Annotated in this window: 12 protein-coding genes and 3 pseudogenes; 9 read left to right on the top strand and 6 right to left on the bottom strand. The window is 57.6% G+C overall.

The window, feature by feature from the left end:
* Positions 1 to 437: 437 nt before the first annotated feature.
* Positions 438 to 698 carry a hypothetical protein gene (locus AC0L3S_RS37040; protein ID WP_473284778.1) on the bottom strand — a complete coding sequence of 87 codons (261 nt, stop codon included), beginning with the start codon at positions 696 to 698 and terminating at the stop codon, positions 438 to 440.
* Between the two features lie 864 nt (positions 699 to 1,562).
* The gene (locus AC0L3S_RS37035; protein WP_473284776.1) at positions 1,563 to 1,847 is read right to left on the bottom strand and encodes a hypothetical protein; all 285 of its coding nucleotides are present in this window, start codon (positions 1,845 to 1,847) and stop codon (positions 1,563 to 1,565) included.
* A gap of 475 nt (positions 1,848 to 2,322) precedes the next feature.
* On the opposite strand from AC0L3S_RS37035, the gene AC0L3S_RS37030 reads away from it, so the two are divergent.
* Complete coding sequence (locus AC0L3S_RS37030) at positions 2,323 to 2,541, top strand: hypothetical protein (RefSeq protein ID WP_473284774.1); 219 nt, start codon at positions 2,323 to 2,325, stop codon at positions 2,539 to 2,541.
* 1,154 nt (positions 2,542 to 3,695) lie between these two features.
* Here the strand turns inward: AC0L3S_RS37030 and AC0L3S_RS37025 are convergent.
* On the bottom strand, positions 3,696 to 3,926 hold the full coding sequence (locus AC0L3S_RS37025; protein WP_473284772.1) for a hypothetical protein: 231 nt from the start codon (positions 3,924 to 3,926) through the stop codon (positions 3,696 to 3,698).
* A 1,755-nt stretch (positions 3,927 to 5,681) separates the two neighbouring features.
* Here AC0L3S_RS37025 and AC0L3S_RS37020 point away from each other — a divergent pair.
* The 8 genes and pseudogenes from AC0L3S_RS37020 (at position 5,682) to AC0L3S_RS36985 (ending at position 13,322) form a co-directional block, all read left to right on the top strand.
* Positions 5,682 to 5,996, top strand: coding sequence for a ParB/Srx family N-terminal domain-containing protein (locus tag AC0L3S_RS37020; protein ID WP_473284770.1), 315 nt, complete (start codon positions 5,682 to 5,684; stop codon positions 5,994 to 5,996).
* Positions 5,972 to 6,964, top strand: coding sequence for a DNA-methyltransferase (locus tag AC0L3S_RS37015; RefSeq protein ID WP_473284768.1), 993 nt, complete (start codon positions 5,972 to 5,974; stop codon positions 6,962 to 6,964). The genes AC0L3S_RS37020 and AC0L3S_RS37015 overlap by 25 nt, the downstream gene beginning before the upstream one ends.
* A complete protein-coding gene (locus AC0L3S_RS37010) occupies positions 6,961 to 8,142 on the top strand; it encodes a DUF5681 domain-containing protein (RefSeq protein ID WP_473284767.1) in 1,182 nt (393 codons plus the stop codon). The genes AC0L3S_RS37015 and AC0L3S_RS37010 overlap by 4 nt, the downstream gene beginning before the upstream one ends.
* Positions 8,143 to 8,309: 167 nt before the next feature.
* On the top strand, positions 8,310 to 9,194 hold the full coding sequence (locus AC0L3S_RS37005; protein WP_473284765.1) for a YqaJ viral recombinase family protein: 885 nt from the start codon (positions 8,310 to 8,312) through the stop codon (positions 9,192 to 9,194).
* Positions 9,178 to 10,325: pseudogene (locus AC0L3S_RS37000) on the top strand (ERF family protein). The gene AC0L3S_RS37005 and the pseudogene AC0L3S_RS37000 overlap by 17 nt, the downstream one beginning before the upstream one ends.
* Before the next feature lie 53 nt (positions 10,326 to 10,378).
* The gene (locus AC0L3S_RS36995) at positions 10,379 to 10,900 is read left to right on the top strand and encodes a hypothetical protein (protein WP_473284763.1); all 522 of its coding nucleotides are present in this window, start codon (positions 10,379 to 10,381) and stop codon (positions 10,898 to 10,900) included.
* A 59-nt stretch (positions 10,901 to 10,959) separates the two neighbouring features.
* Positions 10,960 to 11,270 (top strand): annotated as a pseudogene (locus AC0L3S_RS36990) (IS5/IS1182 family transposase); the annotation flags it as partial.
* Between the two features lie 102 nt (positions 11,271 to 11,372).
* Positions 11,373 to 13,322, top strand: a complete 1,950-nt coding sequence (locus AC0L3S_RS36985; protein WP_473284761.1) for an LTA synthase family protein — start codon at positions 11,373 to 11,375, stop codon at positions 13,320 to 13,322.
* Between the two features lie 379 nt (positions 13,323 to 13,701).
* Here AC0L3S_RS36985 and AC0L3S_RS36980 read toward each other — a convergent pair.
* The 3 genes and pseudogenes from AC0L3S_RS36980 to AC0L3S_RS36970 all read right to left on the bottom strand — a co-directional run.
* Positions 13,702 to 13,942, bottom strand: a pseudogene (locus AC0L3S_RS36980) (transposase); the annotation flags it as partial.
* A 395-nt stretch (positions 13,943 to 14,337) separates the two neighbouring features.
* Positions 14,338 to 14,532 carry a hypothetical protein gene (locus AC0L3S_RS36975; RefSeq protein WP_473284759.1) on the bottom strand — a complete coding sequence of 65 codons (195 nt, stop codon included), beginning with the start codon at positions 14,530 to 14,532 and terminating at the stop codon, positions 14,338 to 14,340.
* 229 nt (positions 14,533 to 14,761) lie between these two features.
* Positions 14,762 to 17,071: a phage head spike fiber domain-containing protein gene (locus AC0L3S_RS36970; protein WP_473284757.1), complete on the bottom strand. Its 2,310-nt coding sequence runs from the start codon at positions 17,069 to 17,071 to the stop codon at positions 14,762 to 14,764.
* Positions 17,072 to 17,815: the final 744 nt, after the last annotated feature.

Here is a 17,815-nt window from a genome sequence, read left to right as displayed (position 1 = left end):
CATCGAACGCTTCTGCCGATACAATGCCCCGGCAAAACACGACCCGATGTCCCGAACTTCTGGTTCAGGACACTAGGGAGAGAGGCCCGAGATCCACGGGTGCTTGTCGTGGAATGCTCTCTCCGCTCTAGTCTCACCCGCGCTGTTGCCAGCCTTGCGTGCGCAGCTCGAGGCTCGCATCGGTGCGGGCGAGAGGATTGGCGCACCGGAGACTCGCTGTACGCGCAGGCGCCTCAAATCAGGCCGGCTGCAGCGCTAACTGGCCGCGGCTGAAGATCGGGCGGGCAATGTTGTCGCGAAGCCTTCGCGATCGCCCGCCTCGCTGTTATTTCCTCATCAAGCGCCGTGCTCTTGGCTTGCCACGGTTCGCTCAAGGCTTGCAGAAGGCCTACACTGGACACCAGGATGGCTAGGAGCGTATGGAGCCGCATAGCTTATTAGTCCTCAGAGGGAAGTTGTCTAATTTTGATCGCTATCGCGAGCACAAGGAGCGCTGCCGCCGGAATTAAAAGGTAGCCGGGATCCTCGCAGAACACCTTGAAGCCAGAGCACGCCGCGCGCGCCCAATCAGCTTCGCGATACGCTGGGTCGGATGCCGCAAAGAACACGACACCCATCATGCCTGCGACCACGCCGAGCATGATAAGAAGATTGGCGAACGGCTTAATCAGAGTGCTCCTGATGATCCGCCCTGACAACTCAGCCGCATTGGCGAGGTTCCCAGGCTAGTCGCGCATGATCGCCGACGCTTCGACGTGGCTTGGCGTAATCGGATCAGCGGCGGGGTGCGATGACGACTCTTCCGTGAGGCGCAACCGCGACGTAGCCCTGGATGGGAGCCGGCGGTGGTAGAGCGCTGTTCGCCATCGGGGCACTCGGATATGTCCGCGTGGCCGCACCCCGCTCAACGAGGTTGCCCCTGCCATCGCGCGCGTTCGAAATGCCTTGAGCGTGAGCCGCGGCCGCAACCATCCAGACCATGCTAGCGGCTGCTAGGTATGCGAATGTTTTCCTCATACAATGTAAGCTGAGCCGCAGTGAATTGTTCCCAGGCGGCCTGGGGCGCCCCTAACGCCGCGACAGGACGCTCGTCAGCAGACGAGTAGCTTCTCGAAGTGGATTTGAGTTATCAGGGCGACTGAGGCTTGCCACAGCCCCCTAACTGCTCAGCAACCTCGACCGTCGCAGAGACAGACAGAATAGGGCCGGCATCATCCGAACCACGATCGTAATTCTTCCCATGGTAGAATTGCAGGAGCCACCGTCCATGATTGCTTGCCCCAGTAATCCGAGCGCTAAACGTTTGGCGGCAGGCGCATCGACAGCCTCATATCCCTCATCGCCGGGGGAGCACCGAGGCTATCATGGTGATCGAAGTGGAACCTGGGCATGGGAGGCAAATCGGTGGCCGCCCATCCAGTTCCCAATGGAATGTAACTCTAAGGTAGCGACGGCCGCGGGCTATCGCTCAGAGCCACCCGCGGCCGACGCTGCATCCGTTCCGCACGATCGGAGCAGCGATCCGGGTTGTGTTGCCGCAAGCGTTGCTTGTCGACGTCCGCCTATTCAGGAGGCGCCAGATATACCGCGTGCAGCCCGCCAATGGCTGATCCTAAGTCCCGCTGCTCGTGATAGATCTCCCGCTCGCCCGGCCGCGCGATGCGGACCCGCAAGATCGAGTAATCATCGGACATAGAAGCGTCGCGGAGAATGGTCCGGACGCGCTCGTCAGTGCAAAACAGTTCTGCCTGAGCGTGAGTTTTTGCGGCTATGGCTAGTACGGCCTTGCGGTCGGACTTGAGCACGAAGATGGACAGGGAGAAGTCGGCTGGGCCGGGGCTGGTCATAACAGTCGGTACATCAGCACCCGCTCAACGGCTAGCCCGCAACTTTCCGGGGGTGCACGATCCCGGCACGACCACGCCGGCGTCAAATAGCCCTCCGTCGCGTGTTTATATCGTGGATGATGCGACGAAACATCCGATCACGCTCTCGCTCTTTCGTCGGCGAAATGGATGATAACGCAGCTTTCCGGATGGCGCCGATCTCGTCGGCCCTCAGTTCTCGCCAATTTCCCGTCCGAGCTGTTCGATCGTCATTTCGCCTTTGCCTTTAGTCCGATCGCTACCAGGCGAATGGTCGTCGCCAGCGCAGGACTGTCGCCTGCTTCTCGGCCCATGTCTTAATCTCACGCTCCAACGATGTCCCATCAGCGACGACATGAGATGCCGTGCCTAGAACTCGCGTGAAGCTACGTCAGGAACTGCCACGTTTTCCCGGCGTTAGTTGAGAACCTGCCGGCGCGCAGCAGAGCAATTTTTTATGCAGAACTTCGCTAATGCGGCTTTTTCGCCTGATGTGATCGAGGTGATGACCTCCGCCCTTGAGGCTGCCATCGCGACTTTGCCCGAGCCCGTGCATTCGTTTCACGTCAATCTTCTCGCAGAGTCCATCCTTCGTACCGCAGGTGCAGGCGAACGCGATGCGGCAACCTTGCAGAGGCTAGCGCTGATAGAGCTGCAACTGGCGCGCAGAGATTAAGCGCGGTGGTTCGGCTTCCTGGGCATCTTTCTGGCTCACGCGTTTGACGCGTGCCGGGGGCGCTAAGCCGAACATCTGGGCCGTGCGGGCATTACGCCGCATGGCTTGAGGTAGCTCGTCCTGCCTCCAACCGGATCCGGGACCCTATCTGGATTGTCGTTTCGAGCCGCCCTTCCGACTAAACTAGGCAGTTTGCCTCATTCCGGACCCATTAGGGGCAAATAGCGAGGGTTGCCAATGTGGGGAATGGCAAATGCCGAGAGCAATTGTATTTGGGGTACTTGGAGTCGTTGCAATCGGTGCGATTGCCGCTGGAGGCCACAGGTCGGATCCAACCGCGGAGTCGGAGGCGCCCCCAGAGTTCATTGCACAGGCGCCGGCTGCGAGCACGAACAAGTCTGACAAGCTGGTCGTGGAAAGAGAAGTAGAGCTGCCCAAGCAAATCACAGAGGTGAGCTTCGTAGCTACGCAGCAAGAGCCTCAACCGGCTCCTCCAGTCACCCGTCCCAGACAATCGCCCGATTTCGTTGCTCGGCACTGGCATGATCCGTACGCTTCGAAGCCGGAATCTCAAAAGCGCGCAACCGTCGCAAAGAAGCCCGTCAAGCGGTCCACCGAAAAAGTTGAAGCGAGCATCGCGAAGCAATGCCCGACCGACGGATTTGCTCCGTTCCTAAGGAAGCTCAGGTTGGCTGCCGAATGCGATAGCTAGAGCAGCGGCCTTTGACGAGGTGATTGCCGCGAGGTGCTGCGTTGAAATGACGAACGTCCTAACAAGGCGGGCCGTCGATGCCGATTTAGTACTTCTCGACGCGATCGTAGAAGATGCGCGTGAGCCGGCCTTCTTTGCGTCGCAGGACGAGAACGACTCTATCATAGTCGGCTGGTCCAAAGGCGGCGGATCCTACCTGGCAGTCTCGGACCTCAACCTCACAGAGCTTCGAACGTTTACGGAGTTTCCTGGTTAGAAAGCTCGATGAACTTGCACGGCGCAGTTCGTTGCGGATCGAACTGACGCCGGACAGCTCCGAAGGGCGTCCTCCTTCAAAACGATACATATGTGGTTCGCCTGGCGAGCGCACCGCAAAGCAGACGCGCCGCGGGCTAACGCCAGCCTCGTCAGAAAATTATGCAGCCTGCGAGGCTGTTCCGCCTTACCGCAGCTGGTATTCGAGCGTGGCGATCGTATCCAGCAGATTGCCCCGTCGTGCGCGCAGGGCCAGCGCGAGCATCGAATAACGTTGATCGTAAACGTCAAAGACCCCCGCCCGCACCTCTTCCTCTTGAATGTCGGCGGACATCAATTCGGCAAGTCGCTCCAATTCAACGACGAGTGCTTCCAGCTTCGCCGGGCCTCGAACACCAGTTTGAGACAGGTGCTGCATGAAACTGCTCCAGAATAAAACTGGTTGCGACCTATGTGCCGATACGTCACAAGCCGGGCGCCAGCACTCGCAACAGCGTCCGCGGCCTGTCTTTAACGTTAAACGCTCAGGTTAGCGCCTGAACGCCTTTGCCCCGGACGAAGCGCCGATCTCCCATTGCTCGGGAGAGACGAACGGCGAAACGACAGGCGCGCGGCGTGCGTATGCGCCAGCGGTTTGTTGCATTCATCCTGTGCGTCCTCGCCATCGCGATGCTGCGATGGCTGGCTGCACTCTTCTGGTTAGCTCGTAGTGCTTTTCTCCGGCTGCTCGAGTGAGGATCGAGGCAGCGGCGGTGGCCGATTCGCCGTGGCGAGAACCCTCAATACAAGAAACAGTGCGTTACCAATCAGCCAGACAAGCACCCATGATCCGATACCCATCTTGTAGTCCCCCCGCGCAATGCGCAGGGATTAGGTTGGATTTGTTTGAGGCGATTCTGTGCGCGTGCACCGCAGCGGCTTGCGCAAATTATCAGCAATCGCACAGGCAAATCCAACCAATTACCGATTTCGGTAGTTATCCGGATATCCAGCACGAGAGAAGGATACAACGCGCCATGTTGTAGGCGCGCCCGGCGGGTACTATCCGGCCGGTGCTTCGCGCTCCGCAGGACGCCAGTCGTGTCTGGCCAGTTTCATCGATGCTGCATGGTTGAAGGCGTGATGCGACTTCCTGTGCAACCGTATCGTCGATACCCCATCGATCCTGTGAACCGCCTGCCCCGGCTGAAATAAGGCCGGACTTCTCCGCCGCGCTGTGAAAATAACAGGGAATTCGGCGAATATTGTACTCTCAAAACAGGCTTGGCTCAATTTATGGACGCAGGTTGAGGGGAATTGGGACGTGCTTCTCGCAACTTCGGCCTGCTCAGGGGCGGCGGTCAGCGGTTTCCTGTTAATGCCCATAACAGGGCTGCAAACAGGAGTCAGAATGGGCAAGATCTCATCGGAGGGCGCGCAAAACAGGGACGAGCGATCGGTGTCGATCCCCTCGACCGTTGTGTCTGTCGGGATCTGAGCGAACGCGCGAAGGGGCCTTTTGGGCCTCGATCCGACTTAGTCTGTTTTCGCTGGCCGACGCGGCCGCTGACGGCTGACCAGACGGCAGCGGCTTAACGACTTTCACGCATTGAACAAAAGCTCATGTCCGTGTTCTGGCGAAGATCGCGATCGATCTTTTTGAATACCGCGCTCAATGTGCCGCCGCTGGTCCTGCTGGCAGACGGGCGATCTTGACAGCCGGAGCGGCGGCAAGATCGGCCGGTATGGAAACGTTCTGGTAACAATGGATTCGCACCGTGGATCTGATGAACAAATCAGTATGCACTCGCTGCACCATCGCTGCTCTCAATCGTCTATCGCCTGACCAGCCAACCATCTCATCCCGGATCTCGGCAATGCACGAACGCATGTACCGGACTCCTGCTCGCGCGTGCCTTTCGCTTGGTGGTGGCGGTCCATCGCTGGGCAAATCGAGAATGAGTTTCATATTTTGTAACTAAGGGCGCGCACCATTCATCCTATGAGCAGATCAGTTTCATTCGCTGCACCTTCGCAGCTTTCCATTATTAATCGCACAGCCAACGATCTCATCCCCGATCTGCGCAATGAAAGGACGCATGTGCCAGACGCCTGCTCGCGGGTGACTTTCGCTTGGTGGCGGCGGAGGGCTTGTTATCTTCAAGCTAACTAAGGTTGCGTAATATACGGTCTCATGAACAAAGCAGTCTCGCTCGCTGCATCTTCGCAGCTTTCCATCGTCTATCGCTCGGCCAACGATCTCATCCCTGATCCGCGCAATGCACGGACCCATCCGAAACGCCAGATCGAGCAGCTCAAGAGCTCCATCCAGGAGTTCGGATTCACCAATCCGATCCTGGTTGATCCCGACGGCAACATCATCGCCGGCCATGGCCGGATCCAGGCGGCAAAAGCTTTAGGCCTCGCGCTGGTGCCAACCATCGCTCTGTCCGACTCTCGGAGACCCAGAAACGCGCGCTCCGATTGGCCGACAACAAGATCGCGCTAAACGCTGGTTGGGATATCGAAATCTTGCAGCAAGAGCTCGGCGAGCTCGCCTCGATTGATCTTGACATCGACCCGACCCTTACCGGCTTTTCGACTGGCGAAATCGACGTCATCCTCTCCAGATCGGCAGCCGACCCCGATGATGAAATCATTCCAGCCACACCGAAGACCCCGCAAACGAAGCCTGGCAACATCTGGATTCTCGGCGAGCACCGAATCGGGTGCGGGGACAGCCGCGATGCCGCTTTCCTCGAGCGGGTTATCGGCAGGGATGCCCGGATAGACGCCGCCTTCCTGGATCCGCCTTACAACGTCCGGATCGAAGGCAACGCGAACCCAACGGGCCGCCATGGTGAGTTTGCCATGGCCTCGGGCGAGATGAGCGAAGACCAATTCCGCTCCTTCCTCAAAGACACGCTCGGTGCGGCAGCTAGTTGCTCGCGCGACGGCGCGGTCCATTACGTCTGTATGGATTGGAGACACATGGACGACGTTACGGCGGTCGGCTCGACCATCTATGGCGATCTCTTGAACCTCTGCGTCTGGAACAAATCCAATGCCGGGATGGGATCACTCTATCGGTCCAAGCATGAACTGGTCTTCGTCTACCGGGTGGGGTCTGCCTCTCATCTCAACATGATCGAACTGGGCAAGCACGGCCGCAATCGCACCAAGGTCTGGGACTATGCGTCGGCGAATTCCATGCGAGGCAGCCGACGAGAAGACCTTGCACTGCATCCGACCGTCAAGCCGGTAGGATTGGTTGCGGACGCCATCAAGGACGTCACTAAACATGGCGACCTGGTGCTCGATCTCTTTCTGGGCTCGGGCACAACGCTGCTCGCGGCAGAGCGGACCGGGCGACGCTTCCGCGGAATGGAGATCGATCCGAAATATGTCGATGTCGCGCTCGAGCGCTGGTCGGCGCAAACCGGTCTTGCTCCTCGTCTTGAGGGAGTGGCATCATGAGTGCCGAGCCCGAGCCGAACAATCAGCCCCCTCCTCGCGCCGATGAAACGCCTGAAGGCGCGCCGAATAGAGGCAGGTTTCAGAAAGGCCGCAGCGGCAATTACAGGGGACGACCGCGCGGGTCCGGCAAGCGTGCCAACAGCGGCTCCGCCTTCGAGGTCCTGCTGAACAAGACCCTTACCGTCACCGCCGGACGCAAAACCCGCGAGATGTCAATGGAGGAAGCGCTCCAGCAGCGAACGTTCAAGGACGCGCTTGCGGGCAAACGCATGGCCGTGCGTGAGGTCGTGAAGCGGATCATCGAGCGCGAGGCTTGGCTTAGGAAACACGCACCCTCGCAGCCATCTCAACAGACGGTCACGCAGCACATCTCACCGGATCCGGACAATGCCGATGCGGCACTCGTGCTCCTTGGGATCGCAGCGCCAAACCCGGCCCGAGCGGATTTAAGTGATGAGCGGGCCCAGCTTCTTCTTGAGCCCTGGGCGGTTCAACTTGCGCTCCGCCGAAAGCGGGGTGGCCTAACCCTCAATGAGCGCGAATGCGAGGAGGTGCGGCGCTGCACGCGCGATTCCCAGACGCTGATTTTCCGGGCGACAGCCCCAAGCGATCCACAGGAGAAACCGATGCGACAGATCAATAATGCCAACGAGATCGGCTATGGGCGACCGCCAAAGAGTTCGCGCTTCGTGAAAGGTCAAAGTGGCAATCCCTCTGGCCGCCCACGCGGGCGTCATAAGCATGCACCTTACGAAGCGGTGCTCGGTCAAATGGTCACGATCCGCGAAGGCGGCACTGAGCGCCGTGTCACGGCGGCTGAAGCCTTCCTGCTCCAACTCGCAAAGCGCGGCATCGAAGGCGATGGCGCGGCGTCGCGCACAACGCTGGCACTTATCGAGCAGGGCCGAGATGGACAACGCACCAGCGAACCGGTGACCATCGTGCTGGTTGGCGTTGCACCTGGCAGCGTCACGCCTGCGCTCGAACCACTGCGCATGGCGACAAAGCTCGATCCGTATCGCGAGACCGCCCGCATGGCGCTGGAGCCGTGGCTCGTCGAAGCCGCTTTGGAACGTCTGCCACAGCCTCTCACGCCGGCTGAACAGCGCATCATCGTGAAGGCCACGCGCACCCCGCAGAAAGTGCGGTGGCCCGCGTGGTGGAGCGAGCATCCCTGAGCATCTTCGGGTCAGAGGTCGCGCAAAAGAGCAAGAATCTTGCTCCGGAAAGAACTGGCATTCTCGGCCAAACGGAGCGTTACTGATTCTGCCGGGCACAAACGGCACCGATATCCGACCTCGCGAACGCGGGGCCTAAGGCAGTGCGGCAGACAAGTCGCAGCTTTATGCAGGAGATATCGTTGAGTACCCCTCAAACTGACGTAGCGCCCGCGGCACAACCGCTCAACCCAATCATCAGGTTCAATCCGAATGACCGCCGACATTTTATCGGCGGTTCGGACGCGCGCATCATCATGGGCGCCGATCAGGAGGCTCTGACGCGGCTCTGGTATGAGAAGCGTGGCGAGGCGGAGCCGGAAGATCTCTCAGACAATCTGATTGTTCAACTCGGCACCGTAACCGAAGTCCTGAATCGCGCTTGGTATCAGCGCGTATCAGGCCACACCATCACGGACATCCAGAAACGCATCCGTCATCCCATTCATAAATGGATGGCGGCAACGCTTGACGGCACGATCGAACAAACCGGCGCGGTGTTCGAAGCCAAATTCATGCTGCCCTGGGCTTTTACCGAGGAGGCGGCGGCCGACAAGCACATGGCGCAACTCCAGCACAACATGTGGGTCACCGCGGCGCGCAGCTCCGTTCTCTCCATCATCACCGGAGGCGGCAAGTGGGTCGAACTAAAGATTTACGCCGACCCTCTCTACCAACATCTTCTGCTTACCGCCGAAAAGAAGTTCTGGCGCTGCGTCCGGACCGGTGAGCCGCCGATCCTCTTCAATATCGAGACGCCACGTCCGCGGTTGGAGGCGGTCAGGGTCGTGGACATGTCGATGTCCAATCAATGGGCGGAGCTCGCGACTACCTATCTTCGAACCCGAGATGCGCATGGCGAGCACGAGACGGCCAAATCGGACCTCAAGAAGCTGATGCCGGAAGATGCCAAGGAGGCCAAAGGCCACGGCATCAAGGCCAAGCGCTCCAAATCGGGGGCGGTCAGCTTCGAGGCCCAGCCTGTGGAGGGGTCTTATGCACCGGTCCAGTGAGCGCATCGGCGCCATCGCGGCCGCCCTTGCCCGTGCCCAAGCCGAACTGACGAACCCAGAGAAGACCCTGACCGCTGTGATCCGGTCGCCCTTCCCGCGAGAGGAGGATCGAACCTTCCGCTATGCCTCTCTCGCCGCGGGCCTGGACATGGTCCGGAAGACGCTGAGCCAGCAGGAGATTGCCACCATCCAGACCACTCGGAGCGAACAGGCTACCGGCCAGATCCACCTTACCACCCTGCTCGCCCATGCCTCCGGCGAATGGGTCTCTTCCGACCTGCCGGTCTGCTCCGGCAAGGACATCGAGGCGCCGCATCGGATGGGTGCGGCGCTCACCTATGCGCGCCGCTATGCCCTCTTTGCCCTAGTCGGGATCGCCGGGGAGGATGATCTCGACGCCCCCAATGTGATCGCCGGCCCACCGGCGCCGACCGAGCCTCGATCCATGCCAGAAGCGAAAAAAAGCCGCCCAAAGCGATTTTGAACAGACCGCCAATTCTAGGGGCCCAAGATTCAGCAGCGCTTCGTGAGCGGTTGCTGGCTCAGCTCGCCGGGACCGACGATCTCCTAGTCTGGGCCAAAACCAGTCTACCCATCAAAAACACCCTTCAAGAAGTCGACGCCCGATCAGTCGAGGCGGCTTACCAGGAAAGATTGGAACCGGCGCAGGATCCCGCCGAAGCTTTAGCCCCCGACCCCGCTCAAAGCCAACCGACTGCTACCGAAGTCGTGAAAGCCAAGCCCGCCCAAAGAGCCATCGAAGGCGGCCTTGCCATTCCCAAGGAAACGCCCCGCAAAAGGAACAAGGCACATCTCGCCTTCGTCCGCGAACATCCCTGCCTGGTCTGCAAGCAGTGTCCCACCGACGCGCATCACCTGAAGTTCGCCCAACCCAGAACATTAGGCCGCAAGGTGAGCGATGAATTTACTGTGCCTCTATGCCGCTCGCATCATCAGGCTTTGCATCGGCACGGCGACGAAAGAGCGTGGTGGGCTAACATGCAGGTATCGCCCTTGACGGTCGCAAGGGACCTATGGACCGCAAGTACAGGGACAGACGCCAGCTCCAAAGTCCCGGCATTGGATCGCACGCGGCCCCTACAGCTCGGAACGGAGGCCCAGTCGCGATGAGCGGCCCTTCAAAATCGAAAGAAACGGCACAACGAACAACGGGGAGCAGTCGGTTGAGATACGGCGCCAAATTCTTAGTCGCCTGCTTCTTGCTCTATGCGCTCGTGATGTTGGGCGGTCGGGTCTTCCCTTATCATATCGGCATAATTGGCGGATTGCTCGCGATTGCCGGCGTCTTCATTGCGTGCCGCTGGTACGATCAGCGCAAAAGGCGGAACGCGATCGAGGTATTGCCACCAGGACCGATTGACGACCACAGCATGAAAAGCGGCGTTGATCGGACATTGTCCGTCATGCTTAGCAAACGCACTGAAACTGACCTTCTGCGAGACGATCAACGGTCCAATGGCAAAGAGCCGTACGAGCCGATCTTCGGCCCGGGCGCCGCTCCATTTCTCGCCCAGCTAACTATCTCTGTCGGAGCACTTGGGCTCATTCTTCTTGTCCTGTTGTTGGCGAATAGTGCAAAGGAAAACGCTTCTGGCCTGTTATTTGGCGGCTCTCAGCGCTCACAACCCCTGGAGCCCAGCAGGTCGACGGTGATCGACGGATACAAGTTCAAGCGTATCGACTAACGCATGCGTCTGTGGGAACATATGCACAATCTGTCTACGAGACGCTGTGCGACAGTTAGGTAGAGAATCCGTATTTCCAATATTTTTGCGCGAAGTGGTGTTCCGGCACGAGCTGCCGTTTGACCGCTCGTCGTTGACCCGCTGGCGCCAGAGATTGGGCGAGGAGCAGATCGCAGCGTTGTTGCAGGAGAGCCTCTCGGTGGCGCATCGGGCCGGCGCGATCGAGACCAAAGATCTCGAGCGGATGGTGGTGGACACCACCGTGCAGGAGAAGGCGATCGCGCATCCGACCGATTCGCGGCTCACCCACCGCGCGATCGAGAAGCTGGTCGACCTGGCCAAACGCGAGGGTGTCGAACTGCGTCAGAGCTAGCAATTGGCGTGGGTTGACAATGATGGGCTCGCTCTATGTGATCCGCCCATTGAGAATTTACTTTTGCGAGTTCAATTCACCCAATAGAGCTGAGTGGCAATGAGCAATCCGCGTGTGCGTACAGACTTTCAAAACAACCAGATCTCAATAGTCGCGATGGCTGTTCCGTTGCTTGCACTTGCCGTATTCATTCGCGCGTGGACCTATTATTATCCTCTTCGAAGCTATTTGGATGCTCGATGGTTCATCAGAGACATCTTACATCGCAGCTACTATGATTTATCGACAATATTTAGCGCTACCCTACTCACGAGTCTGACTCTCCTATTCATGAGGCGTTGGGCGAAGGCGCAGAGTGCGCTTGTGAAGGTTTATTACGCCTTCGCCGGGCTGATGTGCCTGCTTCTTTGCGTCAATTCGCGCGCACTCGAAATTATCGGCGGCTCATTGACGTACCAATGGCTCTACTACGCGGATTTTCTTCGAAGCTTTACGTCCAGATCTGCGATCGCCTCGGCGCTCGACATATCAATGCTAGCTCTTTTTGCCATTTCATTTTTGGCGCTCACAGCAGGACAGTGGGGCATCAAAGCACTACTCCGAAAATGGAGCGTTGGCTCATTTCGCCTCGTCATAGGCCTCGGTACAACTCTGATGGTTGCTTATCTGGTTCACGGTCAGCGCTGGGCACGCTCGGAAGAGATTAATTACCGGGAAATCGCAAACCCATTGATAGAGCTACTCGCAACCGCACTTGTAGGCGACGCCAATATACTTGCAAGCATGCCCACTAGTTCTTCAGACATCGATTTCCAAATTGGTAGCGCGACGAATGCCTCGAAGAGCAAATATAACGCCAATCGCCTTGTGAAGAATGTCATCTTAATCGTGATGGAATCTGTCGGTGCCGACTATGTCATCGGCTCTAGACAAGTTGATAAAGATAAATTGCCGACCCAGATTACGCCGGAGTTGACAAAGGCGCAGGCCGCCGGGGTTGCGTTTGAGAATTTTTATGCGCACACGCCAATGTCGACAAAATCGCTCTTCTCAATCCTGGCGTCACGATATCCTCTATTCTCTTACGAGACCGAAATCTCAAGAGTTGGCAATAGCCCCCTCACGACTTTGAGTAGTCGGCTAAAGGACGCAGGTTATCGAACGGCCTTTTTCATGTCGGGTGATTTTAGGTTTCAAAATGTCGATCAATTTCTGATGGGTCGCGGCTTCGATGTCCTGTCCGACATGAGTACTATTTCTTGCAACACGCCAGCCTTCGTAGGAAGTACAACAGCGTGGCCCAACTTAGATAGCGTTGATGATGAATGCACCTCGGCAACACTTTCGAAGTGGATCGGCGATGGGAAGGGAGCGCCCTTTTTCGGCATGATGTGGACCGGCAACACCCATTGGCCATACTCTGTGCAGGGCGAGCCGGCTCAGCTCTTCAACGAGAAACCTAGCCTCAACCGATACTTAAATGCCCTGCGTTCGACAGACGCCGCAATAGGTAAGATTTTTGCGCACCTTGATGTCAATGGTCTTTGGAACGAGACACTCGTTGTGGTGATCGGTGATCACGGGGAAGCTTTCGGCCAGCATGGTAGCCAGGTGCATGGAAGCAGCATCTTTGAGGAAGAGGTCCACATCCCTTTATTGCTGTTTAGCCCGACCCTGTTTCGTGGGGAGCACAACGGAAATATTGGCGGCCTGGTCGACTTGGCCCCGACAATCTTAGACCTTCTGAAAATCGAGCTTCCTCTCACCTGGCAAGGCCGAAGCATGTTCGCAAGCGAGCGCCCGTCCCGTGTTTATCTTATGGTTCCCAATAGTGAGATGATGGCGGGATACAGGGAAGGAGACTTCAAGTTCATCTTCAACCCAGCGCGAAATAAGACTTCGATTTTCGACTTGAGAAGCGACCCTGGTGAATCGCGAAATTTGTTTGAGGGGAACCGCGAGGCCATGAAGGAAATACGAAATCGTCTTGCGGCGTGGGTGCAATATCAAAATCGATTATTCTCTGCATCCGGGGCGGCTTTGCGGTAGCATCACACTCCAGATTTTCTCGGCTGGTTTGCCCGCAATTGTCGGCGACAACACGATCGAGGCGGGACCTCATACATGTGAGGGCTTCGGCGAGTTTTTTCGCTTAAGGCGGCTTGCCAGATGACCGGCACTAGCCGGACGTTGAACCTGGCAGCACTTTCCGCATCGATGGGGCACTCGGGTTGGAAAGCAAAGAGTCCGCGGCAAAGTGTGGCGCCGAGATACTGAACCTCCTCCGAATGAGTGGACACCTGTAATAGGCTCATTGGCTCCGGAGGTGTCCAATGTTGACCTTGCCCCCAAGTTTTATCCAGTTCTGAGTTCGCACTTGCCGTTGGATTTGCCGTCTCCCTCCGGCGATGTCTTCACCGGATGCTTACTTCAGTACCGCGCTGTCTAGCATAGCGCCGGCCAGGAGCCGCTTCAGCTTCGCGTTCTCGTCCTCCAGCGTCCTCAGCCGCTTGGCCTGGGAGAAGTCCATCCCGCCAAACTTGGCCTTCCACTTGTAGATGCTGGAGTCGCTGACGCCGTGCTTGCGGCACAGATCGGCCACTGAAACACCGGCCTAGTGCCTTCAAGATCCCGATGATCTGCTCTTCCGTGAAACGATTTCGCTTCATGCTCCGGTCCTCGTCTTGGGCCAGAGCGAACTTCAAACTGGATTAAGTCCGGGGGGCAAGGTCACGATGGCAAAGAGCCGTACGAGCCGATTTTCGGCCCCGGCGCCGCTCCATTTTTCGCCCAGCTAACTATCTCAGTCGGAGCACGCGGGCTCTTACTTCTCGGCCTATTGTTGGCCAATAGTGCAAAGGAAAAAGCTTCTGGCCTGTTATTTGGCGGCTCTCAGCGCTCACAACCCCTGGAGCCCGGCAGGTCGACGGTTATCGACGGATACGAGTTCAAGCGTATCGACTAACGCATGCGTTTGTGTGAACCTGAACCGCCTCGCCGCGTTACTGTCGCCGTGATACGCAATATAGGCGCAGCCATGATCAAGGTAGCGGCCAAGCCATTTTCAATCATTACAGCGATCGTCATCCTGTTCGGACTGATGATGGTGACATGCCCACGATAACGCTCCGATGGAGAGCTTCTTCCATGTCTTGTGAAGACCGGGCTCGTCCATCATTGTGATCACAATAGCCGCGCCGACGCCCAGCGCGACAACTTCGCCATCATCGAGGGCTTCTACAAACGAACCATCCTCCATTCCCCATCGGATATACCGCTCCGATCGAGATGGAGCGAGAAGCCGCTTAAAGCCGTCCACTTTTCGGGGGGAAGATCATCAGCTCCCGGTAAGCTTACTTCAATGGGTTGGCGTCGGCAGCTCCGCGTGAGCGGCTATGTAGACGTCGCCAAATTTACCTTGAAAGTTGAAGCTCTAGGCTGTTGGGCGGCCGTTAGCCCGCGGCGAAGTCAGTCCCAGATGAGCGAGCTCAGCTATCCAAACCGCCCGGCGCCAGTTGAACACGCCAGAACAAGAGGCCTGAACCAGCATTGCCTGCGCCCGGCGACCCCACGTTACCAGAATTTGTAGCCATCGGGCCGAACCAAAGCCCCGCTGCGTTTGTCTGAGTATTGATCGGAACGTACGTGATGAATGCTCTGAACCATCCATTTGGTTCTGCCACGATGGCCACATGGTCCGGGACGTTGGGCGGACTTCCGTTTAGATCACCACTGACGACCGTGCCGTTCAATGAATCGAAAATATAGGTATGGCCCGAGAGGCCATCGCCGCTCGAGAGATAAAAGTATTGGTACTCAACGGCTTTGGCGTAGATGCTTGCAGTGCAACGTTGGCCCTTAGTGACTGTCGCTGCGGCGTAGTTGACGACCTTCTGATGGTTTGCCATAGAGTTGTACGCAACTTTAGTCGCCGTGCCGCCCCCAAGAGGATCGATTTCCCTGCCCGTCATAGTGACATTGGCCGAGCTGGAGCCGATGGCAATGCTAGCAGACGATATTGTCGCACCGCTGGCAGGGAAACTCGGCGGAGTAGGTGCTGCCGCCAGAATGGCGATCGCAGCCGTGGTTGCTGTCGTTGAACCATTGCGGTTCGTTGCTATGACGTCGCATGTAACCGTGCTGCCGACATCATCAGCATGTAACGTGTACGTGGATGACGTCGCACCCACGATCCTGATGCCGTTCGATTTCCATTGATACGAAAGAAAATTGTAGGCAGTTGAGCCTAGTTGCCATGTGCCATTGGTTACCGCGAGCGTCGCCCTTTGGTAGCGAGCACCTAGCACAACCGGCAGCGTTACGTTCACGGGCGCTGCCGTAACTTTTGACTGCAGCCACGAGAGAGCGCGAGCCTTTACGACCGGAGCCATCAAAGATCTTGCGAGGTAGTCCGTTGGATGCGTTCCATCGGGTGTCGGTGCGTTTGCTGCGCCAGTGACAGGCCACTTGTCGGATGCACCACTCCACGGCGATGACGGACTTGCAAAGACACCCTGCATGTCAAGGTAGTCATCCAAGCCGTTCGAACCTACATTTGCAATGATGCTCGGGTTCAGCAAGTCGCGTATTGCACGATTCTGATAGGCCTGATTGAGAAGAGTCGCATAATTATCCGTCGTGCTGTCTCTAGGCAAAATCAGCGCCTGCTCGACGCGAGTTATCTTGCTTTCGGAGTACGACTTCAGATCGGCCCACAATGCCTGAAGGGCAGCGAGTTCAGGGGCCGCCGCCCCTGCGTTGCTTCCATAGTTGCAGAGGGCGTGAGTCGCATACTTGTATAAGGCCTTCATCCGGCCCGCCGCGCTATTGTAACCTGCGGCGGTCGACCCGAACCGGGCGACACTGCCCCACGGTATACAATGGCCGTTTACGTCCATGAGACCATTAGAGAGATAGCCACCCGTGCTCAAATTTGGATAGGCGGTTCCGAGCTGGCCTTGGAATATGCTGTCGCCAAGTATCAGAAGCGAGATTGTCGGAATACCGGGTATGCCAACAATCGCCCACGGCTTCAGTGTCCAAGCGGCAGGGTTGGCGCTGTTGCCATGCCCCGTCGCGCCTGACGAAGTTGTTTTCGCTTCGATGTCGATCTGAGATGTGTATGTGGCCGCGTCGCCGAACCAACAGCCGCAGTCTGCGTCGATGACATCGCGCCCAACCCCGCTGAAGTTCTGGACTCCGACAGCGCAGTCATATTCAAATTTGAAATAACCGACTTCGTTTGCGGGGAACAGCGAGCTATAGCCGAAGCTCGAAGGTGAGAGATCGTCGGCGATATATTCGCCAGAAGTCGCATTTGCAGGGATGTAACCGGTTGTGTTTCCTCCCCAGGAGACGCGAACAAGCTTGGTGCCAGGCGCGTTAGGGAAAAAGAACGCACACTTAATTGGAATCGGCCTGGTTAGCTTTTGCTCTCCAGCAGCCCAAACGAATGTGGGCAGTACCAGACGAAGATATGCTGCCCCCCCGTAACCGATCTGAATGCGCTCATAGCCGGCAAATCTCGTGGTAAAACCAAGAGTTGTCGATAAGGTCCCAAAATTGGCGGGTAGTTCTCCGCCGGTTGCGACAAACTGAGGCGCGGCAGCGCTCCCTTGCGCTCTACCCAAAACAACGAGAGACTCAAACTGGGGCCCCGCGCCTAGCCCGCCAAGAGCCATCAGCATCTTTCTAGTTTTGATAGTTGAGGCAACGATTGAAATCAAACCCAGCGCCTGTCTTCGCCCAAGCTTCATGAGCCAGCCAGCATGCAACTGCCCCTTCATTTTTTTACCCACTTTTGGATAAACGACACGCCGACTGAACCTTCATCATTGCCACCCTACATTCACGTATGGATCGGTCGATTGAAATTGGCACGCGTCACCACCGGCGCGCTCGCTCGCACAGAGAAGCAGATAGCCACCGCATCACGTTCATCAGAGCTAGGCATGCCGCATTTCTTCCCCGCCGGTGTCGACACATCCAAGTTACCGACGGGTGGGAAGATAATCCGCGAGGAGAAGCCGGCCAAGGTCAAGAACGACGCGCCTCTGGATCCTTCGATCCGCTGCCACGACGCCAGGCAATGTCCGTGCTGCCAGCATTAGGCGCAGGGTCCATGCCCACTATATTTGCGAGTGCGCAGCACAAGATCATGCAGAACGAAGCTGTGAAAGCTGGAGACGAGACTTCATTCGGCATTGCTGAAAGGGGTCCGAGAGAGCCGTCTGGCGTGGCAGGACGGGAGCCGGCATCACCGCTGGCTTCCTTTTGCCTAGGCCGGCTCAGCTGGTGCTAACGACGACGGGTACGTCACAAGCAAAAGGACAGGACCTTTTTCGAAAGCGGAGCAAAGGCTATCGGAAATCATTTGCAGGAACGACAGAACCATTCGGCGGTGGACCTCATACTATCAAAAGTCCTGCTGCTGTATGCGTGGCAACGATGCTTGAATTGGGAAGCCCAATCGTTCCGTCGCCATTGAGGTCTTGGTGGAAAACAGTCTCAAAGGCTTGCAGGGATGTGTTGGTTGGGTTTGC

The organism is Bradyrhizobium sp. Ken01, from assembly GCF_055807355.1.
The sequence above is the reverse complement of the archived record's forward strand: the minus strand, read 5'-3'. Positions and strand labels throughout refer to the sequence as shown.